This window comes from Pseudomonas sp. GNP012, from assembly GCF_054343835.1.
Map to the genome: position 1 here is coordinate 4,192,412 of NZ_JBTGUU010000001.1, position 15,139 is coordinate 4,207,550.

Annotated in this window: 12 protein-coding genes and 1 pseudogene; 7 read left to right on the forward strand and 6 right to left on the reverse strand. The window is 59.9% G+C overall.

Annotated elements, in window-relative coordinates; all coding sequences use genetic code 11:
• Nucleotide 1: 1 nt before the first annotated feature.
• Entirely contained in the window at nt 2-1,219 is a 1,218-nt protein-coding gene (gene argJ, locus ACXX83_RS18955) for a bifunctional glutamate N-acetyltransferase/amino-acid acetyltransferase ArgJ (RefSeq protein ID WP_008015779.1), read from the reverse strand.
• 120 nt (nt 1,220-1,339) lie between these two features.
• On the reverse strand, nt 1,340-4,075 hold the full coding sequence (gene secA, locus ACXX83_RS18960) for a preprotein translocase subunit SecA (protein ID WP_458549329.1): 2,736 nt from the start codon (nt 4,073-4,075) through the stop codon (nt 1,340-1,342).
• Nucleotides 4,076-4,382: 307 nt separating this feature from the next.
• Here secA and ACXX83_RS18965 point away from each other — a divergent pair, with 307 nt between their 5' ends.
• A complete protein-coding gene (locus ACXX83_RS18965; protein WP_095965404.1) occupies nt 4,383-4,838 on the forward strand; it encodes a DUF721 domain-containing protein in 456 nt (151 codons plus the stop codon).
• A gap of 118 nt (nt 4,839-4,956) precedes the next feature.
• On the opposite strand, the gene ACXX83_RS18970 is transcribed toward ACXX83_RS18965, so the two are convergent.
• Nucleotides 4,957-6,435, reverse strand: coding sequence for a helicase HerA-like domain-containing protein (locus tag ACXX83_RS18970; RefSeq protein ID WP_458549331.1), 1,479 nt, complete (start codon nt 6,433-6,435; stop codon nt 4,957-4,959).
• 188 nt (nt 6,436-6,623) lie between these two features.
• Here ACXX83_RS18970 and ACXX83_RS18975 point away from each other — a divergent pair.
• The 5 genes and pseudogenes from ACXX83_RS18975 to gpgF form a co-directional block, all read left to right on the forward strand.
• Nucleotides 6,624-7,655: pseudogene (locus ACXX83_RS18975) on the forward strand (HAMP domain-containing protein); the annotation flags it as partial.
• A 93-nt stretch (nt 7,656-7,748) separates the two neighbouring features.
• Nucleotides 7,749-8,513 (forward strand): methyl-accepting chemotaxis protein, encoded by a 765-nt coding sequence (locus tag ACXX83_RS18980; RefSeq protein ID WP_458550214.1) that lies wholly within the window; start codon nt 7,749-7,751, stop codon nt 8,511-8,513.
• A gap of 227 nt (nt 8,514-8,740) precedes the next feature.
• Nucleotides 8,741-9,853, forward strand: coding sequence for an N-acetylglucosaminyl phosphatidylglycerol synthase (gene gpgS, locus ACXX83_RS18985; RefSeq protein WP_458549332.1), 1,113 nt, complete (start codon nt 8,741-8,743; stop codon nt 9,851-9,853).
• Complete coding sequence (gene gpgD, locus ACXX83_RS18990) at nt 9,846-10,622, forward strand: N-acetylglucosaminyl phosphatidylglycerol deacetylase (protein ID WP_458549334.1); 777 nt, start codon at nt 9,846-9,848, stop codon at nt 10,620-10,622. Before gpgS ends, gpgD begins: the two co-directional genes overlap by 8 nt.
• Nucleotides 10,619-11,614 (forward strand): glucosaminyl phosphatidylglycerol flippase, encoded by a 996-nt coding sequence (gene gpgF / locus ACXX83_RS18995; RefSeq protein ID WP_217836226.1) that lies wholly within the window; start codon nt 10,619-10,621, stop codon nt 11,612-11,614. The genes gpgD and gpgF overlap by 4 nt, the downstream gene beginning before the upstream one ends.
• Nucleotides 11,615-11,688: 74 nt before the next feature.
• Here gpgF and ACXX83_RS19000 read toward each other — a convergent pair whose 3' ends face one another.
• Together ACXX83_RS19000 and purU are read right to left on the reverse strand one after the other, a co-directional pair.
• The gene (locus tag ACXX83_RS19000) at nt 11,689-11,865 is read right to left on the reverse strand and encodes a hypothetical protein (protein WP_458549335.1); all 177 of its coding nucleotides are present in this window, start codon (nt 11,863-11,865) and stop codon (nt 11,689-11,691) included.
• An 86-nt stretch (nt 11,866-11,951) separates the two neighbouring features.
• Nucleotides 11,952-12,800 (reverse strand): formyltetrahydrofolate deformylase, encoded by an 849-nt coding sequence (purU, locus tag ACXX83_RS19005; RefSeq protein WP_007977367.1) that lies wholly within the window; start codon nt 12,798-12,800, stop codon nt 11,952-11,954.
• Between the two features lie 336 nt (nt 12,801-13,136).
• On the opposite strand from purU, the gene mvaT reads away from it, so the two are divergent.
• On the forward strand, nt 13,137-13,514 hold the full coding sequence (gene mvaT, locus ACXX83_RS19010; RefSeq protein ID WP_007933316.1) for a histone-like nucleoid-structuring protein MvaT: 378 nt from the start codon (nt 13,137-13,139) through the stop codon (nt 13,512-13,514).
• Nucleotides 13,515-13,615: 101 nt separating this feature from the next.
• Here the strand turns inward: mvaT and sbcB are convergent, their stop codons facing one another.
• Complete coding sequence (gene sbcB / locus ACXX83_RS19015; RefSeq protein WP_217836228.1) at nt 13,616-15,046, reverse strand: exodeoxyribonuclease I; 1,431 nt, start codon at nt 15,044-15,046, stop codon at nt 13,616-13,618.
• Nucleotides 15,047-15,139 lie beyond the last annotated feature (93 nt).

Genomic DNA, 15,139 nt, shown 5'->3' on the forward strand with positions numbered 1-15,139 from the left:
CTTAAGTACGGTACTCGGCGTTGATTTTCACGTACTCGTGGGACAGGTCGGTGGTCCAGATGGTTTCGCTGCAATCGCCACGACCCAGCTCGATACGAATGGTGATTTCTTCCTGCTGCATCACCGCCGCGCCCTGGGCTTCGGTGTAGGTCGCGGCGCGCGCGCCACGGCTGGCAATGCACACGTCACCGAGGAACACGTCGATCTTGCTGACGTCCAGGTTCGGCACACCGGCACGGCCAACGGCGGCCAGGATACGGCCCCAGTTCGGGTCGGAAGCAAACAACGCAGTCTTGATCAGCGGCGAGTGAGCCACGGTGTAGCCGACATCCAGGCACTCCTGGTGATTGCCGCCGCCGTTGACTTCAACGGTCACGAACTTGGTCGCGCCTTCGCCGTCGCGAACGATAGCCTGGGCCACGTCCATGCACACCTCGAACACCGCCTGCTTCAACTTGGCGAACAGCTCGCCCTCTGCGCGGGTGATTTCCGGCAGCGCCGCCTGCCCTGTGGCAATCAGCATGCAGCAGTCGTTGGTCGACGTATCACCATCGATGGTGATGCGGTTGAACGACTTGTTGGCACCATCGAGCATCAGGTTTTGCAACACATCGCGGGAGACTTTGGCGTCGGTCGCGATGTAGCCGAGCATGGTCGCCATGTTCGGGCGAATCATGCCGGCGCCTTTGCTGATACCGGTCACGGTGACGGTCACGCCGTCGTGCTGGAACTGACGGCTGGCACCTTTGGGCAGGGTGTCGGTGGTCATGATGCCGGTGGCGGCAGCTTCCCAGTTGTGGATCGACAGGTCGTCAAGGGCCGCTTGCAGCGCGCCTTCGATTTTCTCCACAGGCAACGGTTCGCCGATCACACCGGTGGAGTACGGCAGCACCTGGCTGGCATCGACGCCGGTCAGCTCGGCCAGTTTGGCGCAAGTGCGCTCGGCGGCGGCCAGGCCTGGCTCGCCGGTACCGGCGTTGGCATTGCCGGTGTTGGTCAGCAGGTAACGCACAGGGCCTTGTACGCGTTGCTTGGCCAGGATCACCGGGGCGGCGCAAAAGGCGTTCAGGGTGAACACGCCGGCTACCGTGGAGCCTTCAACACAGCGCATGACCACAACATCCTTGCGCCCCGGGCGCTTGATGCCAGCCGAGGCGATACCGAGTTCAAAACCGGCAACCGGGTGCAACGTTGGCAAAGGACCAAGACCAACAGCCATGAATGCGCTCCTTTATAAATGATGTCAGCACCGTTTCAGGAAGACGGTGGTTCGAATGGTAAAACGCCGCGACGGCAGAAGCCGGTCGCGGCGCGGGTATTTCAGCGATTGAAACGGGTTTTACTGGATCTGCCCGTGGCAATGCTTGAACTTCTTGCCCGAACCGCAGTAGCACAGCTCATTGCGACCCAGCTTGTGCTCGCTGCGAACCGGGGCAGCGGCGAGAGCCACATCGACCTCTTCGCCCAGCACTTCCGGTTGCTCCAGACCTGGAGCTTCTTCATGCAGGAACTGCATGCGAGCGGCCAATGCCTCGGCTTCCTGGCGCAGGCGCTGCTCCTCTTCGATCGGGTCTTCGCGGCGAACCTGAACGTGAGACAGCACACGGATCGAGTCGCGCTTGATCGAGTCCAGCAACTCGGAGAACAGGGTAAACGACTCGCGCTTGTATTCCTGTTTCGGGTTCTTCTGGGCATAACCACGCAAGTGGATACCGTGACGCAGGTGGTCCATGGTCGACAGGTGGTCTTTCCACAGGTCGTCCAGAACGCGCAGAACGATTTGCTTCTCGAAGGTGCGCAGCGCTTCGGCGCCCGCCTGGTCTTCTTTCTCGTTGTACGCCGCGACGAGCTCGCTCATGAGCTTCTCGCGCAGGGTTTCTTCGTACAGGTGATCGTCTTCGTCGAGCCATTGCTGGATCGGCAGCGTCACACCGAAGTCGCTCTGCAACGCAGCTTCCAGACCGGCCACGTCCCACTGTTCAGGCAGCGATTGCGGAGGAATGTGTGCGCTGACGGTAGCGTCGAGCACGTCCTGGCGGAAGTCAGTGATGGTCTCGCCGATGTTGTCGGCGGCCAGCAACGTGTTACGCATGTGATAGATCACTTTACGCTGTTCGTTGTTGACGTCGTCGAACTCGAGCAGTTGCTTGCGGATGTCGAAGTTGCGGCCTTCAACCTTGCGCTGGGCCTTTTCAATGGCGTTGGTCACCATGCGGTGCTCGATCGCCTCGCCAGGCTGCATGCCCAGGGCCTTCATGAAGTTCTTCACCCGGTCAGAGGCGAAGATGCGCATCAGGCTGTCTTCCAGCGACAGGTAGAAACGGCTGGAACCGGCGTCGCCCTGACGACCGGCACGACCACGCAGCTGGTTGTCGATACGGCGCGATTCGTGACGCTCGGATGCAATCACCTGCAAACCACCCGATTCAAGCACTTGCTGGTGACGCTTCTGCCAGTCAGCCTTGATCTGGGCAATCTGCTCAGGGGTCGGGTTTTCCAGGGAAGCCACTTCCACTTCCCAGTTACCGCCCAACAGGATGTCGGTACCACGACCGGCCATGTTGGTGGCGATGGTCAGTGCACCCGGACGACCGGCCTGGGCAATGATCTCGGCTTCCTTTTCGTGGAACTTGGCGTTCAGAACCTTGTGTTCGATGCCTTCCTTCACGAGCAGGCTGGACATGTGCTCAGAGGTTTCGATGGTGGCGGTACCCACCAGCACCGGACGACCAGCGGCCATGCTTTCCTTGATGTCGGCCACGATTGCCGCGTATTTCTCGTCGGCGGTCAGGAACACCAGGTCGTTGTAGTCTTTACGCGCCAGCGGCTTGTTCGGCGGAATCACCATGACCTGCAGGCCATAGATCTGGTGGAACTCGAACGCTTCGGTGTCGGCCGTACCGGTCATGCCGGACAGTTTGTTGTACAGACGGAAGTAGTTCTGGAAAGTGGTCGATGCCAGCGTCTGGCTTTCGGCCTGGATGTTCAGGTTTTCCTTGGCTTCGATGGCCTGGTGCAGGCCTTCGGACAAGCGGCGACCCGGCATGGTACGGCCGGTGTGTTCGTCGACCAGTACGACCTGACCGTCCTGCACGATGTATTCGACGTTGCGATGGAACAGCTTGTGCGCACGCAGGCCGGCGTAGACGTGAGTCAGCAGGCTCAGGTTGTGCGCCGAGTACAGGCTTTCGCCTTCAGCCAGCAGGCCGATGCGGGTCAGCGTTTCTTCGACGTACTGGTGACCGGCTTCGTTGAGTTCGACCTGACGGGTCTTCTCGTCGACGGTGTAGTGACCGGCCTGGGTCACTTCGCCTTCGACTTCTTCAACGTGCAGCTTGAGCTGCGGGATCAGCTTGTTGACCTCGATGTACAGCTTGGAGCTGTCCTCGGCCTGACCGGAGATGATCAGCGGCGTACGGGCTTCGTCGATGAGGATGGAGTCGACTTCGTCGATCACGGCAAAATTGAGTTCACGCTGGAATTTTTCTTCCATGCTGAACGCCATGTTGTCGCGCAGGTAGTCGAACCCGAATTCGTTGTTGGTGCCGTAGGTGATGTCGGCGGCGTAGGCAGCACGCTTCTCTTCCGGCGGCTGGAACGGCGTGACAACGCCGACCGTCATGCCGAGGAATTCATACAACGGGCGCATCCAGTTGGCGTCACGGCGGGCCAGGTAGTCGTTCACCGTCACAACGTGCACGCCTTTGCCGGACAGCGCGTTGAGGTAAACGCCCAGTGTTGCCACCAGGGTCTTGCCTTCACCGGTACGCATTTCCGCGATCATGCCTTCATGCAAGGTCATGCCGCCGATCAGCTGGACATCGAAGTGGCGCATGCCCATGACACGCTTGCCGGCTTCGCGGGCGACCGCAAAGGCTTCTGGCAGGAGCTTGTCGAGGGATTCCCCTTTGGCGATACGGGCCTTGAACTCGCTGGTCTTGGCACGCAATTGATCGTCCGAAAGGGCCACCATTTGCTCTTCGAAGGCATTGACGAGTTGCACCGTCTTGAGCATGCGTTTGACTTCACGCTCGTTCTTGCTTCCAAAAAGTTTCTTTAACAAAGGCGCAAACATATCGGCAGGATCTTCCACACTAAAGGGATGGAGGGCGGCCCCGTGAGTCGCCCGTGCAGCCCTCATGGCCGCATGCGAACGAGCATTCTACCCGGAAACGGTGGTGAGGAAAGTGGCGATATTCCACGATGCTGGCACAGCGCTTTGACGGGGCTCACTTAAAATAGGGGCGTTTTGCTCAATTTCAAGCCGTTCAAGGCAGAAGTTAGTTGTTGATTTAATGGGTAAAGCGCCCACAAAAGCAATGGGCGGGCGCATCCGGTGCTTTCTGCTACCATGGCGGCTCTGTTACTTCAGGTGTCTGATCATGGCATTTCGCCCACTTACGGCCAAAGTACCCGCCGTTCTACTACGCGAAGCCAAGCCGCTGAAAGCCATTCTCGGCCACGCTCAACGCCTGGGTCATTTGCAACGTTTGCTCGAAAGCCAATTGCAACCCGCCGCTCGCGAGCATTGCCACGTGGCGTCCTGGCGCGAAGGCAGTTTGTTGCTGATTGTCACCGACGGTCATTGGGCAACCCGCCTGCGCTACCAGCAGAAGCGCCTGCAACGGCAACTGCAACTGTTCGACGAGTTTGCCAACCTGACGCGAATCCTGTTCAAGGTGCAGCCACCTACCGTCCAGCGGGGCGCGGCCGGGCACACCATGGATCTGTCGGACGATGCTGCGGCCACCATTCAGGCCACGGCCGACGGGATCAGCGACCCGAATCTGCGGGCAGCGCTGGAGCGACTGGCGGCGCACGCCAAGACCAAATCCTGACACAGAAACCATGTGGGAGCGGGCTTGCTCGCGAATGGGTTTATCAATCGACATTTTCGTTGAATGACACACCGCATTCGCGAGCAAGCCCGCTCCCACATTTGATTGAGTCCGCCCGCTAGCGGCGTTTGCTGCCACCCAGCAATGAGCCCATCAAGCCGCGCACCAACTGTCGGCCAAGCTGGTTCGCCGCCTGTTGCATCGCCGATTTCAGCGCCTTCCCTGCTGCCGTACCGAGGAACTCACCCGCCTGTTCAGTGAAACTCGGCTCCTGTTTGCCCTGCTCCGCTTCGGGCTCGGGCGCCAGGCCCTTGCGTCCCATCAGCACTTCATAGGCCGATTCGCGGTCAATCGGCTTGTCATAACGCCCCTGCAACGGCGAACCGGCAATCAGCGCCGTACGCTCGGCACCGGTCAAAGGCCCGATCCGCGATTGCGGCGGCGCTACCAGCACCCGCTGCACCATTTCCGGGGTGCCTTTTTCCTGCAGCGTGCCAACCAGTGCTTCACCGATCCCGAGTTCGGTCAACACCGACAACGTATCGAACGCCGGATTCGGCCGGAAACCTTCGGCCACTGCACGCAGGGACTTTTGCTCCTTGGCGGTAAACGCACGCAGTCCGTGCTGGATGCGCAAGCCCAACTGAGCCAGCACATCATCCGGCAGGTCACCCGGCGACTGGGTGACGAAATACACACCCACGCCTTTTGAACGAATCAGCCTCACGACTTGTTCCAGACGATCACGCAATGCCTGGGGCGTGCCGTTGAACAACAAGTGGGCCTCGTCGAAGAACAGCGCCAGTAATGGTTTGTCGGCATCGCCACGCTCCGGCAGTTGCTCGAACAGCTCGGCCAGCAGCCACAGCAGGAAAGTCGCGTAGACTTTCGGCGCTTCATGCACCAGACGGCTGGCATCCAGCAAATGGATGCGCCCGCGGCCATCGGCAGTGGGTTGGAGGATGTCCTCGAGTTGCAGCGCCGGCTCGCCGAACAAGGCTTCGGCGCCCTGTTGTTCCAGGGTCGCCAGACGTCGCAGCAGCGCCTGGCTGGAGCCGGTGGTCATCAATGCCGCATCGTCGCCCAGCAACTCGGGGTTGTCCCGCAGGTGATTGAGCAACGCCTTCAGATCCTTGAGATCGAGCAACAGCAGGCCTTCGCGGTCCGCCACCTTGAACGCCGCGTACAGCGCCGACTGCTGACTGTCGGTCAGTTCCAGCAGGCTGCCCAACAGCAGCGGCCCCATTTCACTCAAGGTTGTGCGCAAAGGATGACCGGACTGACCCTGAACGTCCCACAACGTCACCGGATAAGCCTGAGGCTTGTGGTTTAGCCACGGCATCCCGGCAATCCGCTCGGCGACCTTGCCCTGGGGGTTGCCTGCGGCGCCAAGGCCGCATAGGTCACCCTTGATGTCGGCGGCGAACACCGCCACGCCGGCATCGCTGAAAGCTTCGGCCATTCGTTGCAACGTCACGGTTTTTCCGGTGCCGGTCGCGCCCGCGATCAAACCGTGGCGATTGGCCAGGCGCATGGCCTGGGCAATCGGCTGCCCTTTGAGGTCGGCGCCGATAACGAGTTGCAGTGAGTCAGGCATTTGGTCACCCATGATTAATCTTTGGTCCTACACGGCCGATAGAGATAACGACAAAGCAGTCAGACACGATCTGGTAGGAAATTTCCCTAAGGAGAGTCGGAAAATTCAATTGCTTTTAACCTTGCCCGTCGTGCGTCCCTTTATAAAAGCACGCGCTGGACATTAAGACCTTAGCGGAACCCCAAGCCATGAACAAAAATCTGCGTTTCAGCCATAAAATCCTGCTTGCCGCCGCCCTCATTGTTATTGCCGCCTTCGCCTCATTCACGCTGTACAACGACTATTTGCAGCGCAATGCCATCCGCGAGAACCTTAACAACTATCTCAACGAGATGGGCGACGTCACCGCCAACAACATCCAGACCTGGCTGGCCGGGCGCATTTTGCTGATCGAGAACCTCTCGCAAAACATCGCCATCAACCCCGAACAAGCCAATGTCGCCAGCCTGCTTGAGCAGAAAAGCCTGACGTCGACCTTCATGGCGTCCTACCTGGGCGATGCCACCGGGCACTTCACCATTCGTCCGGACGCAAAGATGCCGGACGGTTTCGATCCGCGTGTTCGCCCCTGGTACAAAGGCGCCGAAAACAGCAGCACGCCGACCCTGACCGAACCCTACATCGATGCGGCAACCGGCCAACTGATCATCTCGATGGCCACGGCTTCGAAAAAAGCCGGACAGAGCGTCGGTGTGGTGGGTGGCGACCTGAGCCTGCAAACCCTGATCGCTACCCTCAGTGCCCGCGACTTTAATGGCATGGGCTACGCGTTTCTGGTCAGTGCCGACGGCAAGATCCTGGTTCACCCGGACAAAGCGCTGGTGATGAAGTCCCTGAGCGAGGCGTATCCGAAAGACACCCCGCGCATCGGCAACGGCTTCAGCGAAGTGGACGTCGACGGCAAGACCCGCATTGTCAGCTTTACCCCGATCAAGGGCTTGCCGTCGGTCAACTGGTACATCGGTCTGTCGGTCGACAAGGAAAAAGCCTACTCGATGCTCAGCGAGTTCCGTACCTCGGCTGTGGTTGCAACCATCATTGCCGTGGCCATCATCATCGCCCTGCTCGGCATGTTGATTCGCATCCTGATCCAGCCGTTGCACGTCATGACCCGCGCCATGGCCGACATCGCCGACGGCGAAGGTGACCTGACCAAACGCCTGACCATCCAGAACAATGACGAATTCGGCACCCTCGGCACCGCGTTCAACCGTTTCGTCGAGCGCATTCACGGCTCGATCCGTGAAGTGTCCTCGGCCACCGGGCAAGTCAACGAAGTGGCGTTGCGCGTGGTCGCGGCCTCCAACTCGTCGATGTTCAACTCCGACCAGCAAGCCTCGCGCACCAGCAGTGTCGCGGCCGCCATTAATCAGCTCGGCGCCGCCGCGCAGGAAATCGCCCGCAACGCCGCTCAAGCTTCGAGCCAGGCCAGCGATGCCCGCAGCCTGGCCGAAGACGGCCAGCAAGTGGTGGACCGCAGCATCGTGGCGATGAATCAACTGTCGAGCATGCTCAGCGCCTCGAGCACCAATATCGAATCGCTCAACAGCAAAACCGTGAACATCGGGCAGATTCTCGAAGTGATCACCAGCATTTCCCAGCAAACCAACTTGCTCGCACTCAATGCCGCGATCGAAGCCGCGCGTGCCGGTGAAGCCGGTCGAGGTTTTGCCGTGGTGGCGGACGAGGTGCGCAACCTGGCACACCGCACGCAGGAATCGGCGCAACAGGTACAAACCATGATCGAGGAGCTGCAAGTCGGCGCCCGGGAATCGGTGAGCACCATGAGCGACAGTCAGCGCCACAGCCAGGACAGTGTGGAAATCGCCAACCTCGCGGGCGAACGTCTGAACAGCGTGACCTTGCGTATCGGGGAAATCGACGGCATGAACCAGTCGGTGGCCACCGCGACCGAAGAACAGACCGCCGTGGTGGAGTCGATCAACGTCGACATCACCGAGATCAACACACTGAACCAGGAAGGCGTGGAAAACCTGCAATCGACCTTGCGCGCGTGCTCGGACCTTGAGCAGCAGGCGACGCGGTTGAAGCAGCTAGTCGGAAGTTTCAGGATCTGAGGCGCGCTCACCGGCCCCTTCGCGAGCAAGCCCGCTCCCACATTTGATCTTCAGTGGACACAAACTTTGTGTACGACCGAAATCCACTGTGGGAGCGGGCTTGCCCGCGAAGGCGGCCTGTCAAACACTACAAAACCCGCTGACATCCCACCCGCACAACCCCAACCGAACATCTATCCTTCATAAAGGTCAACCAAGGGAATACCGGGACCGGAGGATCGTTCATCGTGCATATCGCTGACATCACCATGTTCTACGCCCCTGCCAGCGGTGGCGTGCGTACTTATCTGGATGCAAAGCACCGTCGCCTGGGCATCAAGCCGGGCATTCGCCACAGTTTGCTGATCCCCGGATCGTCCTTGACCGAGCAGGATGGCATCTTCACCGTTCCTGCCCCTGCCTTGCCCTTCGGCAAAGGCTATCGCTTCCCGCTGCGTCTCGCGCCCTGGCGCAATGTCCTGCAGGATTTGCAACCTGACCTGATCGAAGTCGGCGACCCCTACCTCACCGCATGGGCAGCGCTGGACGCACGGAGGCAACTCGATGTACCGGTCATAGGCTTCTATCACTCGGACCTGCCGCTGCTGGTCAGCAACCGCATGGGCAACTGGGTGACCAACAACGTCGAGGCCTATGTCAGCAAGCTCTACGGCAACTTCGACCGGGTCCTGGCGCCCAGTCGGGTCATGGCCGACAAACTCTCCGGGCTTGGGGTCAGGAATGTGTTCGTGCAACCGCTGGGCGTCGACCTGCAAACTTTCAATCCCGATGCCAGGGACCCCGGGCTGCGGGCCGAGTTGGGCCTGGACGACAACACCCGTCTGCTGATTTTCGCCGGGCGCGGTTCCAAGGAAAAAAACCTGCCAGTGCTGCTCGAATGCATGAAACGCCTGGGCCGCCGCTATCACCTGCTGCTGGTTGGCTCATCGATGCCGACAGCCGTACCGTCCAATGTGACAGTGATCGACCAGTTCTGCCCGGCGCCACAGGTGGCCCGCCTGATGGCCAGCGCCGACGCCTTGCTGCACGCCGGCGATCAGGAAACCTTCGGTCTGGTGATACTCGAAGCCATGGCCAGCGGTATTCCGGTGGTGGCCGTGGCGGCCGGGGCTTTCGAGGAAATCGTCACCGAGGACTGCGGCCGGCTTTGCGCGCCGAACGATCCAGCCGCAATGGCCACCGCTGTTCGAGAACTGTTCGGCTCGGGCAGCGTAGCGCTGGGCCGCCAAGCGCGGTTACATGTCGAACGACATTACGCCTGGGACACGGTGGTCACCAGCTTGCTGTGCCACTACCACGCCGTGCTCGGCAGCCAATGGCCGCTGACAGCCAATGGTTGAGCCCATGAACAGGCCCGCTTTACTGCTGGTACTGCACGACGTGGCCCCCCCTACCTGGGCCGATTACCAACCGTTCGTCAAAGCCGTCGACGCCTTGGGGGACGTGCCGATCACCTGGCTGGTGGTTCCCGATTACCACAATCACAACAACCTGGACGCCCATCTGCCGTTTTGCCGCCAGCTCAGTGCCAGGGTCGCCCGGGGCGACGAACTGGCACTGCATGGCTATTTCCATAGCGACGAGGGGCCGATGCCCCTCAATCCCCGCGACTGGTTCATGCGTCGGGTCTACACCCACGAAGGCGAGTTTTATCGTTTGTCACAAGAAGCCGCCCTCGCCCGCCTGCGCTCGGGCATCGAGATGTTCCACCGGCATGAATGGCCGCTGGAAGGGTTCGTCGCCCCGGCCTGGCTGATGAGCCAAGGCACTCGCCAGGCATTGCGCCAATTGCCGCTGAGTTACACCAGCGACTCGCAGCATTTATACCGGCTACCGGATTTCACCGCGATCGAGGCGCCGGGGCTGGTCTGGAGTGCGCGCAGTGCCTGGCGGCGGGGTGTATCGAAGCTCGTCAGCGACCGCCGTGAACAACGCTGGCAGCACACCCCGGTAATTCGCCTGGGCTTGCACCCGGTGGACATGCGCCACGAGTTCTCGCACCGATACTGGCTGCAAACCCTTGAGCGCCTGCTCGATAATGGACGCGTTCCGATGACCAAGTCCCAGTGGCTGGCGCTGCAAAACAACCGGATGGGCTGTGCCGCATGAGTCGCGCCCTGCTGTTGCTCGTCGGCCTGCTCGCGGCGGTGCTGATTCCGTTACTGTTGGGCGGCAGCGAAATCGGCTCCCGGCTGAGCGGATTTCCGCTGCCGTGGCTGTTGATCATGTTCGGCATGATCCTGCTGTGCTGGGGCGTGAACACCCTGCGTTTGCGCCTGTTGCTGGGGGATCAATGCCACAAGGTCAGCCGGCTCAGGAGCCTTGGCGTGGTGATGGCCGCCGAATTTGCCTACTGCGCCACGCCCGGCGGCAGCGGCGGGCCGCTGACGATCATGGCGTTGCTGGCGCGTCACGGCGTGCGTCCGGCCAGGGGCAGTGCCGTGTTTGCCATGGACCAACTGAGCGACTTGCTGTTTTTCCTCTGCGCCCTGAGCGGGATTCTTGTTTACGCCCTGTTCCAGCACCTCAGCCAGCGCATGGAATGGATGCTGATGGTCAGCGCTGTTTCGCTGTTCGGCGGCTTGATCACCTGCGCCATGGTCGCCCGCTATCACCGCTCGTTGATTCGCCTGAGCGGTCGATGGCTCGCCCGAGTCAATGTCAAGGCGGCCACGCGAATGCGCTGGGCACGCAAGCTCCTGCAGTTTCTGGCGGCGTTTACCGACACGCTGAAATTGCCCGCGCAGACCTTGATCAAGGTATTCGTCCTGACCTGTGTGCATTGGCTCCTGCGCTACAGCGTGCTCTATCTGGCGTTACGCGGGCTCGGCGCGGATTTGCAGTGGGCCTGGAGTTTTCTGATCCAGATGCTGGCGCTCAGCGCCGGGCAATTCAGCCTTCTGCCGGGCGGAGCCGGGGCGGCGGAGCTGACGTCGGCGGCGCTTTTGGCACCCATGGTCGGGAAATCCACGGCCGCCGCGGCGATTCTGATCTGGCGGGCGGTAACGTATTACTTCTACTTGCTGGTCGGTGGGCCAGTGTTTTTGCTGATGCTGGGGCGGCCGCTGCTGAAGAAATTGATGAAAATCAGGCAGGCCTGAAAAGATCGCAGCCTGCGGCAGCTCCTACAGGGCACGCATTCCCCTGTAGGAGCTGCCGCAGGCTGCGATCTTTTTTAATCCTTCCCGGTTTCATCGTCAGACTCCTTCTGCAGCTGCTCCCACAACTCAGCCGCCCCCGGAAACTCCGTACCGTCTTCAGGCCCCATGTCATCGGGGTCGTAGCGGCTCAGGCAACCCTCGCCCAGCGTGGCGGGAGCCCTGGATGTGGCTTTGTCCAGTGGATCGGCCATGGTCATGTCCTCGGTGCAGAAACGGCGAAGGGCCTGGAGCGATTGAACGCCCAGGCCCTTCGAATTTCAACCGCGCCGTGCGTCTATCAGAAGACGACGGTTTTGTTGCCGTGCACCAGCACCCGGTCTTCCAGGTGATAACGCAGGCCACGGGCCAGCACCATCTTCTCGACATCGCGGCCGAAACGCACCATGTCTTCGATGCTGTCGCTGTGGCTGACACGCACCACGTCCTGCTCGATGATCGGGCCGGCATCCAGCTCTTCGGTCACATAGTGGCAAGTCGCGCCGATCAGCTTCACACCACGCAGGGAGGCCTGGTGATACGGCTTGGCACCGACGAACGACGGCAGGAAGCTGTGGTGAATGTTGATCACCTTATGCGCGTATTCGCTGCACAACTCGGGCGGCAGGATTTGCATGTAACGGGCCAGCACCACCACTTCGGCGTCGTGCTGTTTGACCAGGCGCGATACCTCGGCGAAAGCCGGCTGCTTGTCCTGCGGATTGACCGGGACGTGGTAGTACGGAATGCCGTGCCACTCCACCATGCTGCGCAAGTCATCGTGGTTGGAAATCACGCAGGAGATTTCGCAGTCCAGTTCATCGCTGTGCCAGCGATGCAGCAAGTCGGCCAGACAGTGCGACTCGCGGCTGGCCATCAGCACGACACGCTTCTTTTGTTCGGTATCGGTGATGCGCCAGTCCATCGAGAACTCTTCGGCGATCGGGGCAAAGGCTTCGCGCAACGCTTCGATACCAAATGGCAGGGAGTCGGCACGGATTTCGTGACGCATGAAAAACCAGCCACTGAGATTGTCCGAGTGATGGCTCGCTTCAGTGATCCAACCGTTGTGTGATGCCAGAAAGTTACTGACTTTGGCAACGATGCCAACACGGTCCGGGCAAGAAATCACCAGACGAAAAGTGCGCATGAGGGGGAAACTCCAGAACTTCGCAAAGGCCGCCATTCTAGCGATTGCGCAGCAAAACTGCAGTATTGTTGACGTTTCGCCCTGTCGGAAGGTCGATGCGGCTGGACCGACAACACCCGTGCCGGTTCGTCCGGATGCTCTAGCGGTGCCGGGCAATTGTTAAATTATGTATATCTGACGGACCTGGATCACACTAATAACGGCATTACCAATGTGCGCCCGAGACACAGCAACTAAATTAAATAAAGTTGGCTTAAATGTTTACTTGATGAAACACCGTGACTATTATTGCCGCACTGTCACCTGCCATCCAGCGTACAACATAAGGTAGTTCCCATGTCCTTGATCAACGAATATCGCGCCACCGAAGAAGCTATCAAAGAGCTGCAAGCCCGTTTGAAGAACCTGTCCCAAGACGACAAACTGCAAACCGAGCTGGAATTCGAAGGCAAACTGCGCACCTTGATGGGTGAGTACTCCAAGTCCCTGCGTGACATCATCGCGCTGTTGGATCCAGAGTCGAAAACCAAGGCACCACGCGGCGGTGCAGTGAAAACTACCGGCACCAAGCGTGCTCGCAAAGTTAAACAATACAAAAACCCGCACAACGGCGAAGTCATCGAAACCAAAGGTGGCAACCACAAGACTCTGAAAGAGTGGAAAGCCAAGTGGGGCGGCGACGTGGTAGAAGGCTGGGCTACCCTGCTGGGCTAAGCCTCAGAGCTTGTCGCAGATGGACCCGTGACAAAAAAAGGAACGCCAGCAAATGCTGGCGTTTTTTTATGCGCGGTATTTAAGCACCGGCAGGTTCGATTTCAAAGATGCAAACGCTGACGCAATCCCAGGACATAATCCTGCCACTCACCGAGCACCCCCTGCTGAAACGCAGTGGCACTAACGCTCAATTGGGCTGCAGCCTCTACAAAACTTTCGAGGGTATTTGGCGCCCCCCATCCGGGATCTGACAAACGCTTCTGACAGAATATTCGCCAGCGCTCTTGCTCCTCGGCATTCAAGGTATCGGGAAAGTTGCGTGCGCGATATCGAAATAATAACTCAGGCAAGCGTTCGTCATCGAAAGGCCACTGCTCTTGTGCCAACTGCATCGGGTCAACGGTTCTGACTTGTTCGCACAAACGCCGGTCCCGATCACCGATGAATCCATCGTATAACTGTTGCTCCGGGTCCTGGCTCTGAGAAAAATCTTCGCGGGCATAAATCGCCAGGACTTTATCCAGCCAAACTTCCCGCGCGTCATTTAGCTGCAGCACTCGCTGTTGATACAGCGCCATGTCCAGCCCCAGGCGCTGCTGATCATCCTGGCGAAGTACCGACAACGGGGCCACCACCGGGCACTTGTTGATGTGAATCAGCTTCAACGGCACTGGCAACTCCCCCTCGGCCAGTTCGTCGTGGCGGGTATACAAGCGCTGACGCAAACTTTCGGCATCCAGGTCGAGCAGGCCCTGGGGGTCCAGGTGCAGGTCACAGACAATCAGGGCGTTCTTGTTGCGTGGGTGCCAGGCCAGGGGCAACACCACCCCCACATAGCTGCGCGCCGCCGAAAAGCGTCCGGAAACATGCACCAGCGGTTGCAGCAGGCGTATCTGGTCCATGACTTTTTGCTTGCTGCGCAGTTGAAACAGCCAGGCGTAGAGCTTTGGCTGTTTTTCCCGAATGAGGCGCGCCAGGGCAATTGTCGCGCGAACATCCGACAGCGCCTCGTGGGCATTGCCATGATCGATGCCGTTGGCCGCGGTCAGGCGTTCAAGCTTGAGCGTGACCCGCCCTTCGTCGTCCGTCGGCCATTGCAGGCCATCGGGGCGCAAGGCATAAGCGGCGCGCACCACATCGATCAGGTCCCAGCGGCTATTGCCGCCCTGCCATTCCCTCGCATAAGGGTCGAAAAAGTTTCGGTACAGGCTGTAGCGGGTCATCTCGTCATCGAAACGCAGCGTGTTGTACCCCGCGCCACAGGTGCCCGGTGCCGCAAGCTGGGCATGCACCCGTGTCATGAAATCGGCTTCGCTCAAGCCCTGCGCCTGCAGTTGCCCGGGCGTGATTCCCGTGATCGCACAAGCGGCCGGGTGCGGCAGGATGTCGTCGCTGGGTTGGCAATACAGATTGACCGGCTCGTCGATTTCATTGAGATCGAAGTCGGTGCGCAGGCCGGCCATTTGCAACGGACGGTCGCAACGGGGATTGATGCCAGTGGTTTCGTAGTCGTACCAGAAGATGGAGGTCACGGGCGATTCCTGAACTGAAGATCGGCAAAGTCTAGGCGTTCACCTCACGCCCCGGCCAGTAGTCTGTCATTCAAGCATCTTGCACGGCTCGCC

Bases quoted from the DNA above. Each gene is read 5' to 3' on its own strand.
- purU (WP_007977367.1), bottom strand. From the start codon at position 12,800: ATGCGCACTTTTCGTCTGGTGATTTCTTGCCCGGACCGTGTTGGCATC.
- ACXX83_RS18970 (WP_458549331.1), bottom strand. From the start codon at position 6,435: ATGCCTGACTCACTGCAACTCGTTATCGGCGCCGACCTCAAAGGGCAG.
- ACXX83_RS19000 (WP_458549335.1), bottom strand. From the start codon at position 11,865: ATGGCCGATCCACTGGACAAAGCCACATCCAGGGCTCCCGCCACGCTG.
- secA (WP_458549329.1), bottom strand. From the start codon at position 4,075: ATGTTTGCGCCTTTGTTAAAGAAACTTTTTGGAAGCAAGAACGAGCGT.
- gpgF (WP_217836226.1), top strand. From the start codon at position 10,619: ATGAGTCGCGCCCTGCTGTTGCTCGTCGGCCTGCTCGCGGCGGTGCTG.
- gpgD (WP_458549334.1), top strand. From the start codon at position 9,846: ATGGTTGAGCCCATGAACAGGCCCGCTTTACTGCTGGTACTGCACGAC.
- mvaT (WP_007933316.1), top strand. From the start codon at position 13,137: ATGTCCTTGATCAACGAATATCGCGCCACCGAAGAAGCTATCAAAGAG.
- ACXX83_RS18965 (WP_095965404.1), top strand. From the start codon at position 4,383: ATGGCATTTCGCCCACTTACGGCCAAAGTACCCGCCGTTCTACTACGC.
- ACXX83_RS18980 (WP_458550214.1), top strand. From the start codon at position 7,749: ATGTTCAACTCCGACCAGCAAGCCTCGCGCACCAGCAGTGTCGCGGCC.
- argJ (WP_008015779.1), bottom strand. From the start codon at position 1,219: ATGGCTGTTGGTCTTGGTCCTTTGCCAACGTTGCACCCGGTTGCCGGT.